The organism is Lysinibacillus sp. FSL K6-0102 (assembly GCF_038003545.1).
In the GTDB taxonomy this organism is placed as follows: Bacteria; Bacillota; Bacilli; order Bacillales_A; family Planococcaceae; genus Lysinibacillus; species Lysinibacillus capsici.
This window is the reverse complement of the sequence record NZ_JBBOPH010000001.1, coordinates 863,551-881,893: the sequence shown is the minus strand read 5'-3', so window position 1 is coordinate 881,893 and position 18,343 is coordinate 863,551. Positions and strand designations below refer to the sequence as shown.

Annotated in this window: 14 protein-coding genes and 1 riboswitch; of the genes, 6 read left to right on the top strand and 8 right to left on the bottom strand. The window is 38.7% G+C overall.

The annotated features are described in order from the left end of the window. Positions 1–8: 8 nt before the first annotated feature. The 6 genes from NYE73_RS04070 to thiW all read left to right on the top strand — a co-directional run bounded on the left by NYE73_RS04070 (position 9) and on the right by thiW (position 6,235). Complete coding sequence (locus NYE73_RS04070; RefSeq protein WP_048391964.1) at positions 9–1,115, top strand: ABC transporter ATP-binding protein; 1,107 nt, start codon at positions 9–11, stop codon at positions 1,113–1,115. Continuing rightward, positions 1,105–1,914 carry an ABC transporter permease gene (locus tag NYE73_RS04065; RefSeq protein WP_048391965.1) on the top strand — a complete coding sequence of 270 codons (810 nt, stop codon included), beginning with the start codon at positions 1,105–1,107 and terminating at the stop codon, positions 1,912–1,914. The genes NYE73_RS04070 and NYE73_RS04065 overlap by 11 nt, the downstream gene beginning before the upstream one ends. Beyond that, positions 1,911–2,708 carry an ABC transporter permease gene (locus NYE73_RS04060; protein ID WP_048391966.1) on the top strand — a complete coding sequence of 266 codons (798 nt, stop codon included), beginning with the start codon at positions 1,911–1,913 and terminating at the stop codon, positions 2,706–2,708. The genes NYE73_RS04065 and NYE73_RS04060 overlap by 4 nt, the downstream gene beginning before the upstream one ends. After that, positions 2,705–3,778: an ABC transporter substrate-binding protein gene (locus tag NYE73_RS04055; RefSeq protein ID WP_259951177.1), complete on the top strand. Its 1,074-nt coding sequence runs from the start codon at positions 2,705–2,707 to the stop codon at positions 3,776–3,778. Before NYE73_RS04060 ends, NYE73_RS04055 begins: the two co-directional genes overlap by 4 nt. A 491-nt stretch (positions 3,779–4,269) precedes the next feature. Next, positions 4,270–5,466 (top strand): MFS transporter, encoded by a 1,197-nt coding sequence (locus tag NYE73_RS04050; RefSeq protein WP_048391968.1) that lies wholly within the window; start codon positions 4,270–4,272, stop codon positions 5,464–5,466. Positions 5,467–5,532: 66 nt separating this feature from the next. Next, a riboswitch (TPP riboswitch) is annotated at positions 5,533–5,640 on the top strand. A 94-nt stretch (positions 5,641–5,734) separates the two neighbouring features. Further along, the gene (thiW, locus tag NYE73_RS04045) at positions 5,735–6,235 is read left to right on the top strand and encodes an energy coupling factor transporter S component ThiW (RefSeq protein ID WP_054549817.1); all 501 of its coding nucleotides are present in this window, start codon (positions 5,735–5,737) and stop codon (positions 6,233–6,235) included. Positions 6,236–6,390: 155 nt separating this feature from the next. On the opposite strand, the gene NYE73_RS04040 is transcribed toward thiW, so the two are convergent. From NYE73_RS04040 to NYE73_RS04005, 8 genes are read right to left on the bottom strand one after another with little or no spacing between them, the layout of a single operon-like run. Continuing rightward, the gene (locus tag NYE73_RS04040; protein ID WP_259951175.1) at positions 6,391–8,988 is read right to left on the bottom strand and encodes a VWA domain-containing protein; all 2,598 of its coding nucleotides are present in this window, start codon (positions 8,986–8,988) and stop codon (positions 6,391–6,393) included. After that, positions 8,972–10,717, bottom strand: coding sequence for a vWA domain-containing protein (locus NYE73_RS04035; RefSeq protein ID WP_048391971.1), 1,746 nt, complete (start codon positions 10,715–10,717; stop codon positions 8,972–8,974). The genes NYE73_RS04040 and NYE73_RS04035 overlap by 17 nt, the downstream gene beginning before the upstream one ends. An 11-nt stretch (positions 10,718–10,728) precedes the next feature. Then, on the bottom strand, positions 10,729–11,604 hold the full coding sequence (locus NYE73_RS04030; protein ID WP_259951174.1) for a DUF58 domain-containing protein: 876 nt from the start codon (positions 11,602–11,604) through the stop codon (positions 10,729–10,731). Next, complete coding sequence (locus NYE73_RS04025; protein WP_259951172.1) at positions 11,601–12,596, bottom strand: AAA family ATPase; 996 nt, start codon at positions 12,594–12,596, stop codon at positions 11,601–11,603. The genes NYE73_RS04030 and NYE73_RS04025 overlap by 4 nt, the downstream gene beginning before the upstream one ends. Positions 12,597–12,607: 11 nt before the next feature. After that, the gene (locus NYE73_RS04020) at positions 12,608–14,119 is read right to left on the bottom strand and encodes a hypothetical protein (RefSeq protein WP_259951171.1); all 1,512 of its coding nucleotides are present in this window, start codon (positions 14,117–14,119) and stop codon (positions 12,608–12,610) included. Between the two features lie 12 nt (positions 14,120–14,131). Next, complete coding sequence (locus NYE73_RS04015) at positions 14,132–14,977, bottom strand: ABC transporter permease (RefSeq protein ID WP_103117519.1); 846 nt, start codon at positions 14,975–14,977, stop codon at positions 14,132–14,134. Then, positions 14,974–15,909: an ABC transporter ATP-binding protein gene (locus NYE73_RS04010; protein ID WP_004224654.1), complete on the bottom strand. Its 936-nt coding sequence runs from the start codon at positions 15,907–15,909 to the stop codon at positions 14,974–14,976. The genes NYE73_RS04015 and NYE73_RS04010 overlap by 4 nt, the downstream gene beginning before the upstream one ends. Next, positions 15,909–18,302, bottom strand: coding sequence for a DUF7408 domain-containing protein (locus NYE73_RS04005; RefSeq protein ID WP_259951170.1), 2,394 nt, complete (start codon positions 18,300–18,302; stop codon positions 15,909–15,911). Before NYE73_RS04005 ends, NYE73_RS04010 begins: the two co-directional genes overlap by 1 nt. Positions 18,303–18,343: the final 41 nt, after the last annotated feature.

Genomic DNA, 18,343 nt, shown 5'->3' with positions numbered 1-18,343 from the left:
GCGCATCCATGACAACCAATTCAATTATCCGCTTTGAAAATGTTTCAAAGTCATATAGCGACGGTACCGTCGTTTTAAAAAATATCAATTTGGAGCTTGAAAAAGGGAAATTTTATACACTGCTTGGTCCATCAGGTTGTGGTAAAACAACCATTTTACGAATTATTGCAGGATTTACGGAACCTACAACAGGAAATATATTTTTCCATGATAAAAAGATTAATGCCGTTCCTGCCAATGAACGTCAAGTTAATACTGTTTTTCAGGATTATGCGCTGTTCCCTCATTTAAATGTGTTTGAAAATGTCGCATTTGGCCTACGTATTAAAAAGCTTCCTGAAAAGGACATAAAAGAGCGTGTAGCTGAAGCCTTAAAATTTGTCAATTTGGCAGGCTATGGTAACCGCGAAATATCTGAAATGTCTGGTGGACAACGACAACGAGTCGCGATTGCACGTGCCATTGTCAATGACCCTGAAGTAATTTTACTGGATGAGCCACTTTCAGCTTTAGACTTAAAGCTACGTACAGAAATGCAATATGAGCTACGTGAATTACAGCAACGTCTTGGTAAAACATTTGTCTTTGTTACACATGATCAAGAAGAAGCACTTGCCATGAGTGATGAAATTTTTGTCTTAAGTGAAGGACAAATTCAGCAGTCAGGTACACCAGTGGATATTTATGATGAACCGATTAACCGCTTTGTTGCTGACTTTATTGGTGAATCCAATATTGTACCCGGCGTGATGATTGAGGATTTCAAGGTTGAATTTGCTGGCAAAGTTTTTGAATGTGTCGACCAAGGGATGAAGCCAAATGAAAAAATAGACATTGTCATTCGACCAGAAGATTTAGAAATGACAACGATTGATAAAGGCAAACTTGTGGTAAAAGTGGATACACAATTATTCCGAGGGGTACATTATGAATTATCCACATACGATAAAGATGGTAATGAGTGGCTAGTCCATTCATTGAAGAAAGCAGAAGTAGGGACTGAGATTGGCTTAGACTTTGATCCTGAGGCGATTCACGTAATGCGCTTAAACGAAACAGAGGAAGAGTTTGATAAACGATTAGAATCGTATGGAGACGATGAAGATGCAAACTAAAACATCAAAATCAGCGTTATTTCCATATGTGTTATGGATTGCCTTTTTCGTTATCGCGCCAATTGCACTCGTTGTCTATTATTCCCTGCTTGATTTACATGGCAACTTTACGCTCGATAACTATAAAGCGTTCTTTTCTTCTGTTTACTTAAAGATGACTTTGAGCTCGTTTTGGTATGCATTTTTAATTACATTCTTTACACTATTAATTTCATACCCAACTGCTTATTTTTTAACGAAGACAAAGCATAAACAACTTTGGCTTCTACTTATTATTATTCCTTCATGGATTAATCTTTTGTTAAAAACATATGCCTTTATCGGCATCTTTGGGTTATACGGGCCTATTAATGCATTTATCGAAGTATTTGGCTTCGATCCAAAGCAAATGCTCTTTACCGATATTAGCTTTGTCTTTGTATCGGTCTATATTTTTATTCCATTTATGATTTTACCGATCTTCAATTCTTTAGATCGTTTAAACCCAACGCTCATTTATGCAGCACGGGATTTGGGTGCTTCAGCTTTTACAACCTTCCGTCGTGTTGTTTTACCATTGACAATGGATGGCGTTAAATCTGGTATTCAAGTTGTCTTTATCCCTGCCCTATCCCTGTTCATGATTACTCGCTTAATTGCAGGGAACCGTGTCATTACTCTAGGCACAGCGATTGAACAGCAATTCCTTGTGACGCAAAACTGGGGTATGGGTTCCACTATTGCTGTATTCTTAATTTTATTCATGGTGATTATCATGCTAATTACGGGACAAAAGGATAAAGGAGGTCGCGTACGATGAACAAACTATCTGCTTCAGCCAAAGTCTATTTAACAATTGTTTTTATCGTTCTCTATGCTCCAATTTTCTATTTAATCTTTTACTCGTTTAATAGTGGCGGCTCCATGAATAATTTTGAATCCTTTACTTTGGAGCATTATCAAGCTGTTTTTGAAGATTCGCGTCTTCTTGTTATATTAATAAATACGGTCATCGTGGCATTACTTTCTGCTCTCATTTCTACTATTATTGGTACGCTAGGAGCAATTGGAATTGTGACGGTTAAGGATTCTAAAATGCGTAATACTTTATTATCCTTAAACAATGTCTTAATCGTCAGCCCAGACGTAATTATCGGGGCTAGCTTCTTAATTTTATTTACAATGGTAGGCATTAAACTGGGCTTTGCATCTGTTTTATTAGCCCATGTTGCATTTAGTGTACCGATTGTTGTATTAATGGTTTTACCAAAACTACTAGAAATGAATAACTCATTAATCGATGCAGCATTAGATTTAGGGGCAACGAAAAAGGACGTTATGATGCGTGTCATTCTTCCTTATATTCAGCCAGGTATTTTTGCAGGCTTCTTCCTTGCCCTTACGTATTCATTAGATGATTTTGCCGTGACATTCTTTGTAACAGGTAATGGCTTTAGTACTTTATCCGTAGAAATTTATTCAATGGCCCGCGCAGGAATTTCTCTAACGGTGAATGCAATTTCTGGATTAGTATTCTTTGTTACGGTTTTAGTTGTTGTTGGTTATTATTTCATGACAAGTCGTACGAGTAAAAGAATGGAGGGGCATCGATGAAGTCACTAATTCAAGCTACCATCGCCATACTTGTCGTTTCAGCCCTTTTATTCTATGCGGCTGATGCCTTAAGTGCGGGAGGCGGTAAAAGTGGAAAAGACACGTTAACCATCTTTAACTGGGGAGAATATATTGATCCTGATTTGTTAAAAGAATTTGAAAAAGAAACAGGCATTCATGTCATCTATGAAACATTCGATTCCAATGAAGCTATGATGACAAAGATTCAGCAAGGCGGAACAGCTTACGATATTGCTGTCCCTTCTGAATATATGATTGAGAAGATGAAGGAAGAAAAATTATTAATTCCTTTAGATAAAACGAAAATCCCTAATTTAAAAAATATTGACCCTTACTTTTTAGATTTACCATTCGATGCTAACAATAAATATTCTGTCCCTTATTTTTGGGGAACAGTAGGTATTGTCTACAATGCGAGCCTTGTTGGAGACTTAGACTTCTCCTCTTGGGACGATTTATGGGACCCTTCTTTAAAGCGAAAAGTCTTTTTAGTAGATGGTGCGCGTGAAGTCATTGGGATGGGCTTAAACAGTCTTGGCTATTCTCTGAATTCACTAGATGATCAGGAACTTCGTGAAGCTACTGACAAATTAATTACACTTGCACCAAATGTTAAAGCGATCATTGGAGATGAAATCACACCGTTAATGATCAATAATGAGGCAACTGTTGCCCTTACATGGTCTGGCCAAGCAGCTGATATGATGTATGAAAATGAAGAGTTAGACTTTGCTGTACCTGAGGAAGGCTCAAACTTATGGTTTGATAATATGGTCATCCCAAAAACATCAAAAAATATTGATGGTGCCCACGCCTTTATTAACTTCATGCTGAGTGCTGAATCAGGTGCTCAAAATGCTGATTTTGTAGGCTATTCTACTCCTAATATTGCAGCTATGGACTTAATGGACGAAGAAGTTGTTTCTGACGAACGCTACTATCCTTCTGAAGAACAACGCGATACATTAGAGGTCTACAAAAATTTAGGACCTGATTATTTAGGGAAATACAACGAATTATTTTTAGAATTTAAAATGAGTATCAGATAATTAAACTAGCGAATTGGTTTTCACACCAATTCGCTAGTTTTTTTCTCTGCTTATCTAACTGTTTATTAAACTAAGAACATTTTCAATCGACTATTTGCATTATTATATTTATAAAATATTTTATCTGAATTTTAATAGATTCTCACATTAGTGTATTTTTGATAGTCCATAACTTCTAACGCTCAACATCGCTACAATTTATAGCCATGCTTTATGCCATTACAGACAGACTCTCCAAATTTTTAATTCTCCCTTTATAAGAGAAGTCCCTCAATTGTGGTTGCTTTACTAATTTATCCTCCCATAGCTTCTTTTCCCTCAACTTTTATGACTAAAATGTATTATTTCATCATGCATAGGTGCGTGGATAAAAACTTTTGTGGAAAACCATTCTAAATATAGAACCAGTACTATAATCTTAACTATTAGCCAAGCAATAATTCTTTATGATAGACTGTACTATATTTGATTACAAAAAGGGGGTTCATTCGATGACCCAGCAGAAGTCCAATAAGGCGGCTTTGTATATTTTAATGTTTAATATGTTTATCGCAATGGGGAGTATTGGCATTATTATTCCTGTCATGCCAGAGTATTTAAAAATATTTGGTGCAGCAGGACAAGTTCTAGGTATGCTAATCGCAACGTTCGCCTTAGCTCAATTCGTATTTTCTCCTATTGCTGGGAATCTTTCAGATCAGTACGGACGAAAAAATTTAATTATTTTCGGTCTTATCGTAACAGGTCTTGCACAAATCGGATTTGGCCTTGCTACAGATGTATGGATGCTCTTTTTAGCACGATTTTTAGGTGGTCTAGGTTCCGCATTTGTTGCACCTCCTATTATGGCTTTTGTCGCTGACGTCACAACCTATGAAGAACGTGGGAAAGGTATGGGGATGTTGGGTGCCGCTATGTCTCTTGGCTTTATGATTGGACCTGGTATTGGTGGCTTTTTAGCAAAGGTAAGCTTACATTTCCCATTTTTCACAGCTGGAGCTGCAGCCATTGTAGCATCTATTTTATCTTACTTTTTATTACCTTCTACCAAACCAAACACTGCTCAACAGAAACAAAAGCAAGACAATCTGGCGAAGCAAATGGCTCGTTCCATACATATGCCTTATTTTGTTATGCTCATAATTATGCTGGTGTTCTCGTTTGGAATTGCAAATTTCCAAACGACATTGTCATTATTTGTGACAGAAAAGTTTAATTACACACCTGTAGATATAGCGATTATATTAGTTGTTGGTGGTGCTTTTGGAGTAGTAGTACAAATGTTTATTATTACACCACTGTTCAATCGTTATGGTGAAATGAAAGTAGTACTAGTAAATTTATTTATTGCATCCGTTGCTATTTTCTTAATATTATTTGTTTCTGGCTTTGCCCTTATTTTAGTTGTAGCAACAATTTTCTCTACAGCAACGACATTAATTCGTCCAGCTGTTAATACACTCATCTCAAAGCTTGCAGAGAAAGAGCAGGGATTTGCTGCGGGCTTGAATAATGCCTATATGAGCCTCGGAAATATGATTGGACCCGCTTTGGCAGGTTTATTATTTGACTGGAATATGAATAGTCCATATATTTTCGGTTCTATCATATTATTAGCCTGTTTCTTCCTAGCGCTCATCTGGACAGTGAAAAAAGCACCTCATTTAATGCATCCCGATACAAAATAGTCTGAAAAATCATTGACTATTTTTAGCAGTATGTTACATTATTGTTGATTCACAAAATTGAATGATTTTAACCACTAGGGGAGTCTTTAAAAGGCTGAGACGTATATGGTAATATACGGACCCTTTGAACCTGATCTAGTTCACACTAGCGGAGGGAAGTGGCGCTACTTGCTGTTGTCACTATACACACACAAGGCCGCTTCCTATTGTTTAAAGGGGGTGGCCTTTTTATTTTTCCTCACGAACTTTACCAAAAGGAGTGAACTTTATGTCAATTCGTAAATTAACAGTCATGGCTTTATTAGTAGCCGTTGCTGTTGCAGGCTCTACTTTCGTATCCATCCCTACAGGAATCGCACGTGCTTACCCCGTTCAGCATGCTATTAATGTGATAGGAGCCATTATACTTGGACCCGTACCAACAGTTATAGTTGCCTTTGTCACTGCCATCATTCGTATCCTTACTGGAACAGGCTCTCTACTAGCTATCCCTGGTAGTATCATCGGCGCGTTCTGTGCTGCCCTTGCCTATAAATATAGCAATAAAATGTGGTTAGCTGGTATCGGAGAAGTTATCGGAACGGGCATTCTGGCTTCACTTATTGCCGTCCCTTATGCAAAATTATTCATGGGAACATCTGTAGCAGCATTCTTCTTCCTACCAGCCTTTTTAACATCAAGTACGATCGGTGCTATTTTAGGTGTAATGGTTGCGAGTAGCTTGCGTAAAACAGAGCTAGTAAAGAGGTTTAATTCTTCTCTTTATTGAGAGAGATTGAATTATGAGCATTCATTGAGCTGGGGTAGTCCAATTTGGATCGCTTTTCTTCTCATTTACCCTCTTTACAAAGGGGATAACTCTTTATTTCATGCAATATAAAAAAGCAGTGCAAAACTATTCGAGTTTGCACTGCTTCCTCTATTTTAAGATCGTTTTTTCATGCCTTTTAACAACTGTGCTACATTTGTGTCTTCTGCTTCTATAGTTTTTTCCTCAACCAGCGGCTCTTTTTTCTTCGCATTCGTTAGGAAATTCCAACCAAAACGTCTTATCGTAATATCAATAAAGAAAAGAAGCATACTTGCTAAGAGTAGCCATGTGGCAATATTTTGCCGATCTGCTCCTTTTGTCGTAAAGTCACGGAAGACATCTTGTGGTTCCTTTAAAACAGTGCCTCCTGTTCGTTGAGTTAACTCTTCTATCAGTTGGTTATTTACAGGGAGTAGTTCGTATTCAGCACTATAAGGAACACTTAGCCCTGCCTGATAAATGGCCTGCTTTTCATCTGCTATACGGAAGAAAATTAATCCAGGTTCAGCTTGTACTACAGCTCGAACTTGAGATGCGGAAATGGTTTCAAGTTGTGTTTCTAGCTCCTCCCCTGCTTCATTTACCGCTACAATATCTAAAAATGCGGCTTCATTTGTAGGGTCTGTAATCATAAAGGAACCATCTGCTTCCAATCTTACATCATAGGCTACATCATTGTAGCTTGGTAGCATTTGAGAAATAAGTGTTTGCCAAAATGCTCCCCAATTCTGCCATCTTGCCCAATCTCCTGTCCATTTACCCGTTGAATCAGATGTAAAGGCAAATGTTTTACCAAGACCATATTGCCACTGCGCTAACACAGGATCTTCTTTCTCGCTTTTTGCTACAACAGTAGCCCCCTGTTTTGCCGTTGTCCCAATATATGCATTCATTTGTGGGACACCATTAGCAAACAGTGAGTTCCATCCTGCTGCATTATAAATTGCCGGATAGAATGGATTGTCCTCAATATAGGTGCGGGAAATCATAGCTGTTTCTCGAGATAAAATAGAAGGAATGGTTTGCTCATCTATCACATCATAGAAACGTCCACTGCCCATGTCACTAAGCGCTTCTAATAAGTTCGCATCGGCATCTTGTCCAATCGCTACTGTCGATAAGGTTATACCCTCTTCTTTCCCTTCACCAATTAAATCCTCATAGTTCCCTGCCTGTGACTGCCCATCTGTTAAGAGGATAATATGCTTACGTTGGAGCTTTAAATCAGCAAGGTTCTCGTAGGCTTTAGCTAATGAACTATAGATTTCTGTTCCCCCACCAGGTGTTACTGATAAAATAGTATCCACAGCCTCTTCTTTACTGTTAAGAGGCCCTGTCTCTATAATCTCCCAAGGACGATCATCAAAGGCGATGAATCCTAATGTATCCTCGTCTCGCAACATCTCAACAGAACGTGCCGCTGCTTCCTTAGCAAGCTCAAGCTTCGAGCCTTGCATACTGCCAGAACGGTCAAGTACAATCACTAATCCTAAGGAAGGTAATTGCTCTTTGCCCTTAATTTCCATTTCCACTGGCAATAAGGTTTCAATCGGTGTTTTAAAATAGCCGCCTAGACCAAAACTATTTTCTCCACCCACCATTGTAAAACCAACTCCAAAGTTTTTGACTGCTTGCTCAATAACACTCATTTTTGCTTCACCCACTAAATGACCTGGTACATTGTCGAAGATGATAGCATTATATTGCAAATAGCTGGATAGTTCATTTGGTAAACTTTTAGGTGCTACAACATCATAGGCAATGGATTGACTACCAAGTGCTGCTGCGATGGGTGAAGCTGTTTCATAACCATTAACGATTAATAAATGTGGTTCACTTTGAACCATTGTGACACTAGTTAACTTATTGTTTTCAAAAATGGCATCCTGACCAACTTGAACAACGGCTTCATATTTTACAAGTCCTTCAGCTGTTGCTGCATGTTTATAGGTAAACACATTCGTGCCTTCAGTCAGCTCAACTGCCTCTCGATGAATAAGCTCATCATTTTCATATAGTAATAGCTCGCCTTGGCCTGCTGATGTTGCCTGTATGTCTGTCACTAATTGTTGTTGCTCTCCAACGTAAGCAACTTGAGGGGATACAAAGCTTTTTAGTGATACATCATTGACAACTGGTTGACTAAAAGGCTTAATATCCACACTAATATTAGAGCCTTTCAACTTCGTAGCAAATTCTAAAGCATCACCCTTTGTCTCATTACCATCTGTTAATAGCACAAGACGAGTTGCTTTTTTAGGATCTATAATCCCTGAAGCAAGCTGTAGACTTTGTTCTATATTTGTTTGATCGGTAGCTTTAATTTCAGTTAGTTTCGGTACTTCCTTTAATGTTTTAGATAAAATGGCTTCTGTTTGTAAAGTAGAGGAAAATGAATAAATGCCCGCAAGCTGCGGTTCTTTTTTTGATTGGAGGCTCTCCTGTATAAACTGAACCATCTCATCTTCCGTACCATTCATAGAAGCAGAACGGTCTACTAAATAAACAATTTGTTCTTCTTTGATTGGTAATAATAGATATGGACCTGCGAGTGCAAAAACTAAACAGCCTGCTGCCACTATGCGAATAGTAAGTACAACAATATGACTTCTTTTAAGTCGCTGCCGCTCATGAAAGTATGTCCATCCAAAATACAAGAATAATGGAAGGAGTAACAACAATACTAACGGCATATCAATTCGTAAATCCACGACGTCGTTGCACCTCCCACTCTGAAACAAGCAATAGTAAAATAATTACAATTAGCCAAGGCACGAAAGAGGTCATCGACACTTCTTCCTTTCCATTGTCTGAAATATCACCTAATGTAAAACTTGTTCCTTGTTCAATGACACGTTCTTGTGCTTGCAATTGCACAATCAATTGTTTTTCCTCATTATTTGAGCGTACCATATAAATTCCTGGCTGTTTGGGCGCAGTTAGCATCCCCTTCGTAACAGACGAAAGAAACTCGTCTTCTTGCGAATAAACATTCCAGTCTCCTTGCGCTAAAGCAACTGCACGTTGTTCATTGGGTGAAAAAATCCCAAGTGACCCAACTGATTCTGTTAGCTGCTGCTCTGTACTCCATAGAAATAGTGGGAATGATGGATGTAAAGGCCAATCTGTATCAGCAATATCGGCTAAAACAACGATATCTCCTTTTGGGGAGCGTTGGATGAACGGCTCTTCTCCAACAGAAGCAATCGTTTCATAGTCCGCAAAACCAGGATAAACAGCACTAACATAAACATCCTTTAGTTCACTAAAGGCAAATAATGCATCACTGCTAGTGCTTACCGTCCCATTCGCATCTACTTTTTCTGCATCATCACGACCAAATAATACGAGGGGATTGTCCATCTTTTCCAATAACGCTGATTGGTTTGTGATTATGGTAGCATCTTGATTGTCAGCGACTTGCAAGGAAGGGACGATTTTTACGCCACTACTAACTGTTTGAAAACCTTTTTGTATCAGTTGATGCAAGCCTTGATCAACAATAATTTTTGACGTAGTCGTTTGTAGTAAAACTGTTTGTTGATTGTCTATGTCATAATCATCTTTTGCATCAATAATAGCTGTCATGGATTTTGCTAAAGGCAAATCTTTAAATGTTTTCGTAATGGCTTCATTTGGAGGCACAACGACACTTTCTGCTACCAGCTCCTCACCCTCTGCATTATTCAATGCGAGCGTTACCTTTTGCTCGGTATTTGTATCATTATGGAGTTGTACAAGTGCCAGCGTAGCTTGCCCATCTGTCGTAGCAGCAAAGCGGGTGATAGCGATATTTGTTAAGTCTTTTGTAGCACCTCTTACTAGCCATTTCACAGAATCCTTGTCCATCGGTAATTGCTTTTTATCAAGTGTATCTGTAAAAACATAGATAGAAGTCGGTGTGTCGCCCACAAATGCCTGTGCTACATCCAGCGCCTTATTCATTTCAGCAGTTTCATAGGTTACTTGTAAATCTTGAATAGCTTTTTTTATTTCACTCGTGTTTGTTTCTTGCTGTAAAACAGCTTTTGGTGCAGCACCAGTTGTAATTAATGTGACAGGTCGACCATTCAATTCATTCATCAAGTTCAGCATTTCCTGTTTATGAGCGTCAAAGGTTGATTGCTCTTTACCTGCCAGCATTGTGGCTGAAGTATCTACAATAAATATGGTTTGTGCACCAACAATGGTTGATTTTTTTATATAAGGATTCATCAATGCCAAAACAAGTAGCAGTAAAGCAAGAAGCTGTAAATATAGTAGGGCATTTTTTTGTAAATGCTTTAAATAAGGCGATACTCGCGTTTCCTGCATAATCTCCGACCAAAAAAGCGTCGAAGAAACTGTTTGATCTGTATATTTTTTTCGAAAGAAATAATAAAGTAGGACAATGACCGGGATGATGGCCGTCCAGCTAAATATAATTTGACTAAAGCCCAATACGGCTCACCTCACCTAATCCAATGTGCTTTTAATAATTGCTGGAAAATCGCATGTTGCAATCCATCTTCCACTTTCAATTGTAATTTTCGAACACCAAAGCGACGGCAAATGGCTTCAAATTCTTCTTCATGTAGTATGCGTCTTGCATGGTAGGACTCTAATACTTTAGAGGACATCGTCACATTCACATCATTACCTGTTTCACGATCAAGGAGACGTACATCACCCGAATAATTTGGTGACAGTTCTTCTTGCGTTACAATTTGCAAAATGCGAACATCTCCAGCATAGCGTGGTATCCTTTTTAATAGCTGTTCCCATTCCTCAATTGGCTCTAATCCATCTGTAACAATGAATAATACGGTACTATCTTTAGGTAAAGCTTTAAGTGCATCCTTGGCAAAACGATTAGAGTAATTAGCTTCCTCTATATCTGTTACTAGCTGTAAAAAAGATCGGCGATACATGGTACCCTTCCGTCGAAATGGTGGCTTCACTTCATCTTGGACAAAAGAAAAGGATAGACGATCATCTCGACCTAATACCATCAGACCGAGGGAGGCCACAATTTGACGAGCAAATAACCACTTAGCATGTTGCCCCATTGATTTGGTAGCATCTAGTAGAATATGTACACGCATCTCTTGCTCATCTAAAAACCTTTTAATAAAGTATTTATCTGTACGAGCAAAGACGTTCCAATCCACTTGGCGTACATCATCTCCTAAATGGTATTCTCGAAAATCCGAGAAATCAAGGGATGCCCCGAAGCGTTGAGAACGGTGCGAGCCCTTATGTTGCCCGCGTAGTTTGGAGGCCGTCGCTACTTGAAAGCGACTGATTTTCGCTAACCAGTCTTCGGGCAATAAGTATTTTGCTGTCACTTGCTAATACCTTGCTGAACTTTTTCTAAAATAACATCAATCACATCGTCTGCTGTTTTTCCTGAAGCCTCCCCTTCATAATTCAACAGCATGCGATGACGTAAAACAGGCTTAGCAACAGATTTAATATCCGCTACAGAAACATGAAAACGACCATTCATTAAAGCTCTTGCCTTTGCCAATTTGATTAAGCTCTGCAAACCACGTGGACCACTGCCATACATTGCATATTGTTTAACCTCATCAAGCGCATCTGTTCTCTCAGGATGCGTAGCCACTACTAGATCAGTTGCATACTCTAGCATTTCATCAGCAACCATCACTTCCTTTACCATTTGCTGAGCTTGAATGAGAGCATCCGTATCCATCTGTTTCTGTAAACCAATTTCCTGGGCACCTGTCGTTCGCTTCATAATTTCCATAAGTTCGCTTTTTTCTGGATAGGGTACAAGAATTTTACAAAGGAAACGGTCCATCTGTGCTTCTGGTAATGGGTATGTTCCTTCCATTTCAATAGGGTTTTGAGTTGCCAGCACGAAAAATGGTCTCGCCATTTTTTTTGTATCCCCTAATATGGTTACCGTTTTTTCTCCCATTGCTTCCAACAAGGCACTTTGGGTTTTGGGTGTTGCGCGATTTATCTCATCAGCCAATACCATTTGACTAAAGATTGGCCCAGGTTGAAAGGTAAATTGCTGCTTCCCATCGGGTGTACGTTCAATCATGCTCGTACCTGTTATATCTGCTGGCATAAGATCTGGTGTAAATTGAATACGTGAAAACGACAGATCCAGTACCTCTGAAATGGTACGAATTAACATCGTTTTTCCTAAACCAGGTAAACCTTCTAACAATGCATGACCATCCGCTAATACTGCATACAGGGTATAATCAATTGCTTCTTCCTGTCCAACAATTAAGCGATGGATTTCTTCTTTAACTTGTTGTAATTTCGTACTCATATCTACATACTGTTGCTCTGTAAAGGCCATTTCTTTTCCTCCTACTGCGACTCAATTGACGTGAAATAAGATTGCACGACATTTTGTAAATCCTTCGGTAATTGTAAGCGCTCTGAACTCTCTAAATAGCTGTCTTTATAAGAGCCAATTACTTCTTCATAAGGTCGAATAGAACCTTTTGTTATCGGACCATTTCCTTGTTGCTCAGATACATGGGAACCATCTCCTAATGCGCCACCATCTACTGATGTCTCACTTGCCCCACCTATTCGATTCGGTGTCGTTAGCAAATTCCGACCGCCTTGGCCACTTCCTGCTCCTTGACCACCTTGTCCCTGACCTTGACCTTGACCTTGACCTTGGCCCTGTCCTTGGCCTTGTCCCTGTCCTTGGCCCTGTCCTTGGCCTTGTCCCTGTCCTTGGCCTTGTCCCTGTCCTTGGCCTTGTCCCTGACCTTGGCCCTGTCCTTGGCCTTGTCCCTGTCCTTGGCCCTGTCCTTGGCCTTGTCCCTGTCCTTGGCCCTGTCCTTGACCATTGCTCTGGCTACTACCATTTTGCTGTTGAGAACCACTTTGAGCATTATTTTGACTAGCCTGGCTTTGTTGATTACTAGGTTGGGAATTACCAGATGACTGTTGACTGTTTTGATTGTGGCTGCTGGCATTATTGGCACTCGCAATTGCATTTTGTAAGGAGTTACTTGCTGGTTTACCAAGTTTACTCATAGCAGTTTGTGTGGCATTTGCATTTTCTGTGAGCCCTTGCTGCATTTGGGCAAGCTCTTTTAGCTGCTCAACCTCTTCCTTCGATAATCCTTGGCCTTCTGTTGTGCCATCTTGACTAGCCGTTTGTTTATCCTTTAATTGCTTCTCCTTTAATGCTAGCTCCTTTTGCTTTTTGACAACTTCTCGTAAAGCTTCTTCTGCTGTTTCAGCCTCTTTTAAAGTATTTTGAAGTTCTTGCAATTGCTCCTTTACTTCTTTTGTTTCCGCCTTCTTCTCTAATTCAGCAACTTCCTTCTTCATATCTTCGATAACTGCTTGCTCCTTTTCAACCTCTATTGCTTCAATTTGCGTAGCTGCTGGGAACATATAAAGAATGGCTAGTACAACTGTTGTAATAAATAATCCGATAAACGCCTTTGGACGAAATAGATTTTTCCTTCGAGCCTTAAAGTCTGCGAAAGCTTTTTCAGCATTTTGGATAGCTTTCGATAATAATGATTGAACAAGAGGATCCTGATCATCTTTAAATGATAAAGCTGTCACTAATTCATTATGTGAGAAATAATGATCCAGTTTGTGCAATGCCTCTTTCTCTTTGACCCGTTTCCACCAAATATAAGCAATGGTTGCAATAATAACGGTAATAAAGGCTCCTAATGCTATTTGGCGATAATATGGCCAGACAAATAGTCGGGAAATAAGTACGAGAGAAGCACTCGAAAGCAATGCCAAAAACAAACCGTATTGTGCAATGGGAATGCTTCTTTCAAGAGTTAATCTCGATTTTGCACGCTGAATATATTTTCGTAATTGCTTACGACGCTCCATACCAATTCCTCCTCATCGGTTACTTTTCATGTTGGCACGCAATTTTTTAATCGCAATCGTTAAACAAAGCACAATGATGAATACATAAGCAATTAAATAAGTAATCCATACTGGTAGTTCTACACCCGACAGCTCTGCTAATGCATCCCCCATCTCTGGAGAAATAAGTGTCAGCATCAAGGCACCTGGATTAATAGATGCCCAGAAATAGGTCATAAAGGAGGCACCTGTTCCAATGGCATTGCCCATTTGATGAAAGGCCATTGTTAAAAAGAAGAAGAATGCTGTAATACCTCCTAAAAAAATGATTGAGCCGTATGTGGCAATCATGGCAACAATAGTCCTCTTAGTAATCGTAGAAAACATCACGCCTATACTACCTATTGCTACTACAGTGACTAAATAAAATAAAAATATAGAAATAAGCTGTGAAGGCGACACTCCACCGAATAGAAACACTAGACTGTATAGTGGTAATCCCGCTACCAGCATCAATACTAGAAATGCTACGGAGGATAGTAATTTTCCAATAACAATTTGTGTAGAACTTTGTGTCGTTGTTAATAAAATATTTAATGTTTGCTTTTCGCGCTCACTACTGATAGCACCAGCAGTCAAACTTGGTGTAATGAAAAGAACTAATGCCATTTGCAAGATGGTTAGCACAGCAAACATCATAAAGCTTGTCTCTGGTCTAAAGAAGCCTCTGCCAGTAAATTCAGTTGTAAGCAATAAAAACCCTGCAATGAAAATACACAGTACAGCTAAATAAAACATTAAACCTGAAAAGCTTTTAAAAGAACGGAAGCGTAACTTCAATTCTTTAACAAGTACTGGATTATAAAATCTTTCCATCATTGATTGTCCGCTCCCTTCGTAATCGCCATAAAGACATCCTCTAAATCCTTCTCTTCTTCACTTAATGCATAGATTGGTAAATCTGTAAGCATAGCTTTTTTTAGCAATGCCACCTGCTCAGCATCTGTTCCTCGATAGTTAAAGGCTATTTCTAAACGATTTTCAATGACATCAATTGATGAAATATGAGGATCTTCCTCTAAAAACGCTCGTACTGCATCCAATTGATCTGTCACTTTCAACACAATACGCTTTTCTCCTTGTAGCTGGGCCTGAATCGCGGCTACATTTCCATGTGCAATTAATTTACCATTATCAATAACACCGATTTCATCACACATCTCAGCAAGTTCAGGTAAAATATGCGACGAAATTAAAATTGTTTTTCCCATAGACTTTAAATTCCGTAAAATATCTCGCATTTCCACACGAGCACGCGGATCTAGTCCTGATGCAGGTTCATCTAGAATCAGTACCTTTGGATCATGGATGAGTGCACGAGCTAAACATAAGCGTTGCTTCATACCACGTGATAATAAATCAACATATTCATAGCGTTTACTTGTTAAATTCACTAGTTCTAATAGTTGTGGAATTAACACTTGACGCTCTGCTAATTGGATACCGTAGCTCGCTCCATAAAAATCTAAATATTCATCTACTTTTAACTGATCATAAACACCAAAGAAATCGGGCATATAACCAATTTGCTTTCGAACTTCTTTTGGTTCCTTCACAACACTTTTGCCATTTATCAGAGCATCTCCTGAAGTCGGTGACAATAGTGTAGCTAAAATAGAGAATGTCGTTGATTTCCCTGCTCCATTTGCGCCAACAAATCCAAATACAACGCCTTCTTCTAAAGATAAGTTTAAATGATCTAATGCTGTAAAGGAGCCGTATCGTTTCGTTAAATCACGAATTTCAATCATTATTTTGCCACTCCTTTCAGCTCTATGTCTGGTAACTTCGTTTGTTCTCCTGATGGATCGGGACCATATTTGATTTCAATTCGAAGCTCTCCATCTTGATTAAAGTATGTTGAAACCTTGTCTGTAAACACTTGCTTTGTATCGACTAAAGGCTCATATATATTCGTTTCATTATTCCAAATGGATAGCTGCATACGTGAAACATCCTTATTAGAAATTGTCAGCTCATTAAGTGATTCAACGGCATCCATGAATTGATCTGGCATGGTCATCGTTACTTCGTACAACCCTTCAGATAAGTACCATTTATTCAATTCTTCCTCGATCTTTTCATAATAGCCATTTGCTGATAGTGGCTCTACTGAATACGAGAAGTTATTACGCTTCATTGTAAATGGCCCTGTTAGCTCAACTTTTCCTTTAAATGGTTGAACAAGCATCGTAATCGGTGACATATTGGCACTTGTTTCTAATTCAACACCTACCACAGCTTGATCTGTCCAAGCTGTAAGTATTGGCTGGTTATCCTTTTCGACAAGCGGCAATGCTAAAGTTTTCATTCGTTCAATCCGCATTGGGTTTACCTCATCCTTTTTCGATGGGTAACTATAATTATAATTATTGAAAATAGATGGTTTTTGAAGAACCGTTGTATTCAGTTCCTTATTTACCTGTAATGTTCCATTTGCTTCAATATCACCTAGTTTTACTTCTTTCACACCAGAGATTAATGTGACATCTTTTAATGCAAACGGGAAATTATTTTTAACTGTTCCTGTTAGTTTTTCATTTTTCAGTGTTATATCTATATCCATCTTCCCGATATTTTGTGCTGATGTTTTTCCACCAAAGGATTGCACAGACCAGTAGCTTAAATCACGTAATGTTAGTGTTGAACCGCTAGCATTTTCTTTTATATAAGAAGATTCATGTAATGGTCCCATCGTGCCTGTAAAGTTATTATAATTTCTTAATGCAACAGCAGTTGTATTTTGGTCAGCATTGACCACAAAGTCCCCACTGCGATTCGTTAGAATGGACTCTACATAATAGCCATTTACACTATTGTCTTCATTTACTTTATAGAATGCAGATTGTTGAACTTGTGGCTGAACAATACGATCCTTCGCTCCGACAATAAAGAGAACAATGGAAAGAACAACAGAGATAGACGGTATTATCCACCATGCATGCTCACGCTTGTCCGCTTTTTTCAAGACAAAATAAAGAATTGGCCCGATTATTAAAATATAAAGAATAATGACAATTAGCATATAGCTCACTGATACTTCGAATGATGGAAATAGTTCATTAATGTTACGAAGTTCATAAGATATTTGATCGAGAGGAGATTGTCCCTGTCTCATCATTCCTTGCTGTGAAATACTTTGAATATTTATCACTTTGGCTAAAAGTGCTCCGTAGCCGTCCATAGAAGCAAGTGGTTGATCACCTAAAGAGAAGGTTGTTTGAATCACTTCCCCGCTACCCACTTTTTTCTTTGCTGCTAACACTTCATTATTTTCTGTTAATACAGGTAAACTTCCTTCACTACTAGTAGCTGAGTAAACTGAAATCGGCTGTGTAAAAATGCCGCCTCCTGACAATTTAGTTAAAGCTTCTGCAGAAATCGCAGTCATTTCTTGTGATAATGACAAAGGTAAATACTCTTTAAAAACCCCTGCTGTAGCATTAATTTGGTCAGCAGCACCTAGAAGTAAGGTACCACCATCCTGTACCCATTTTAGTAATGCTTCTTGTTGTTTCGGTGTTAAATCAGCAATAGCCACTTCATCTACAACAATGACATTGGCCATCGCAAGTCCCTGCGAATCTTCTGGAAGTGTATAATCTTTTAATTGATTGATATTAAATACTTCCACATTACTTTGAGCTACAAATGTTGATAAACGTAATAGTGCTGAAAGTCGATCACTTTTATCTGTTAATGTATAAATGAATGTTGATGAGGGGTCTAAAAAATTTGATTGCAGACGTTTAGTTCCCTTATAGGCAATCTTTTTTCCTTTTTCAATGCTTCCCTCATAAAAAGCAAATAAATCGGTGTCCGAATAACTATAGTCAGCTAAACCATCAAGATAGAAAGTAAATGTCTTTTCCTCTCCTGCTGCTATATCAATTGGAACGACAAGTGCTGAAGCTGCCTCATAAGAATTTGATGAATTAATCGCCATATCTCCTGAGAAGTCAGCTCCATTATTTTTCACTGTAACTTGGAGTGGTACTACTGATTGATATTTCGCTTTACCAGAAACACCCGCTGTTGCTTTCACCTCTAGCGTAGCAGCAGCACTTGCCTGAGTTGTAGGCAAGATAAAGCTCATTACCAGCATGACTAGTAAGGTCAGTGCCGTCCATTTTGTCTTTTTCAAAAGCTCAACCCCTTTTTATGTAAATAGATGGTTACATAATT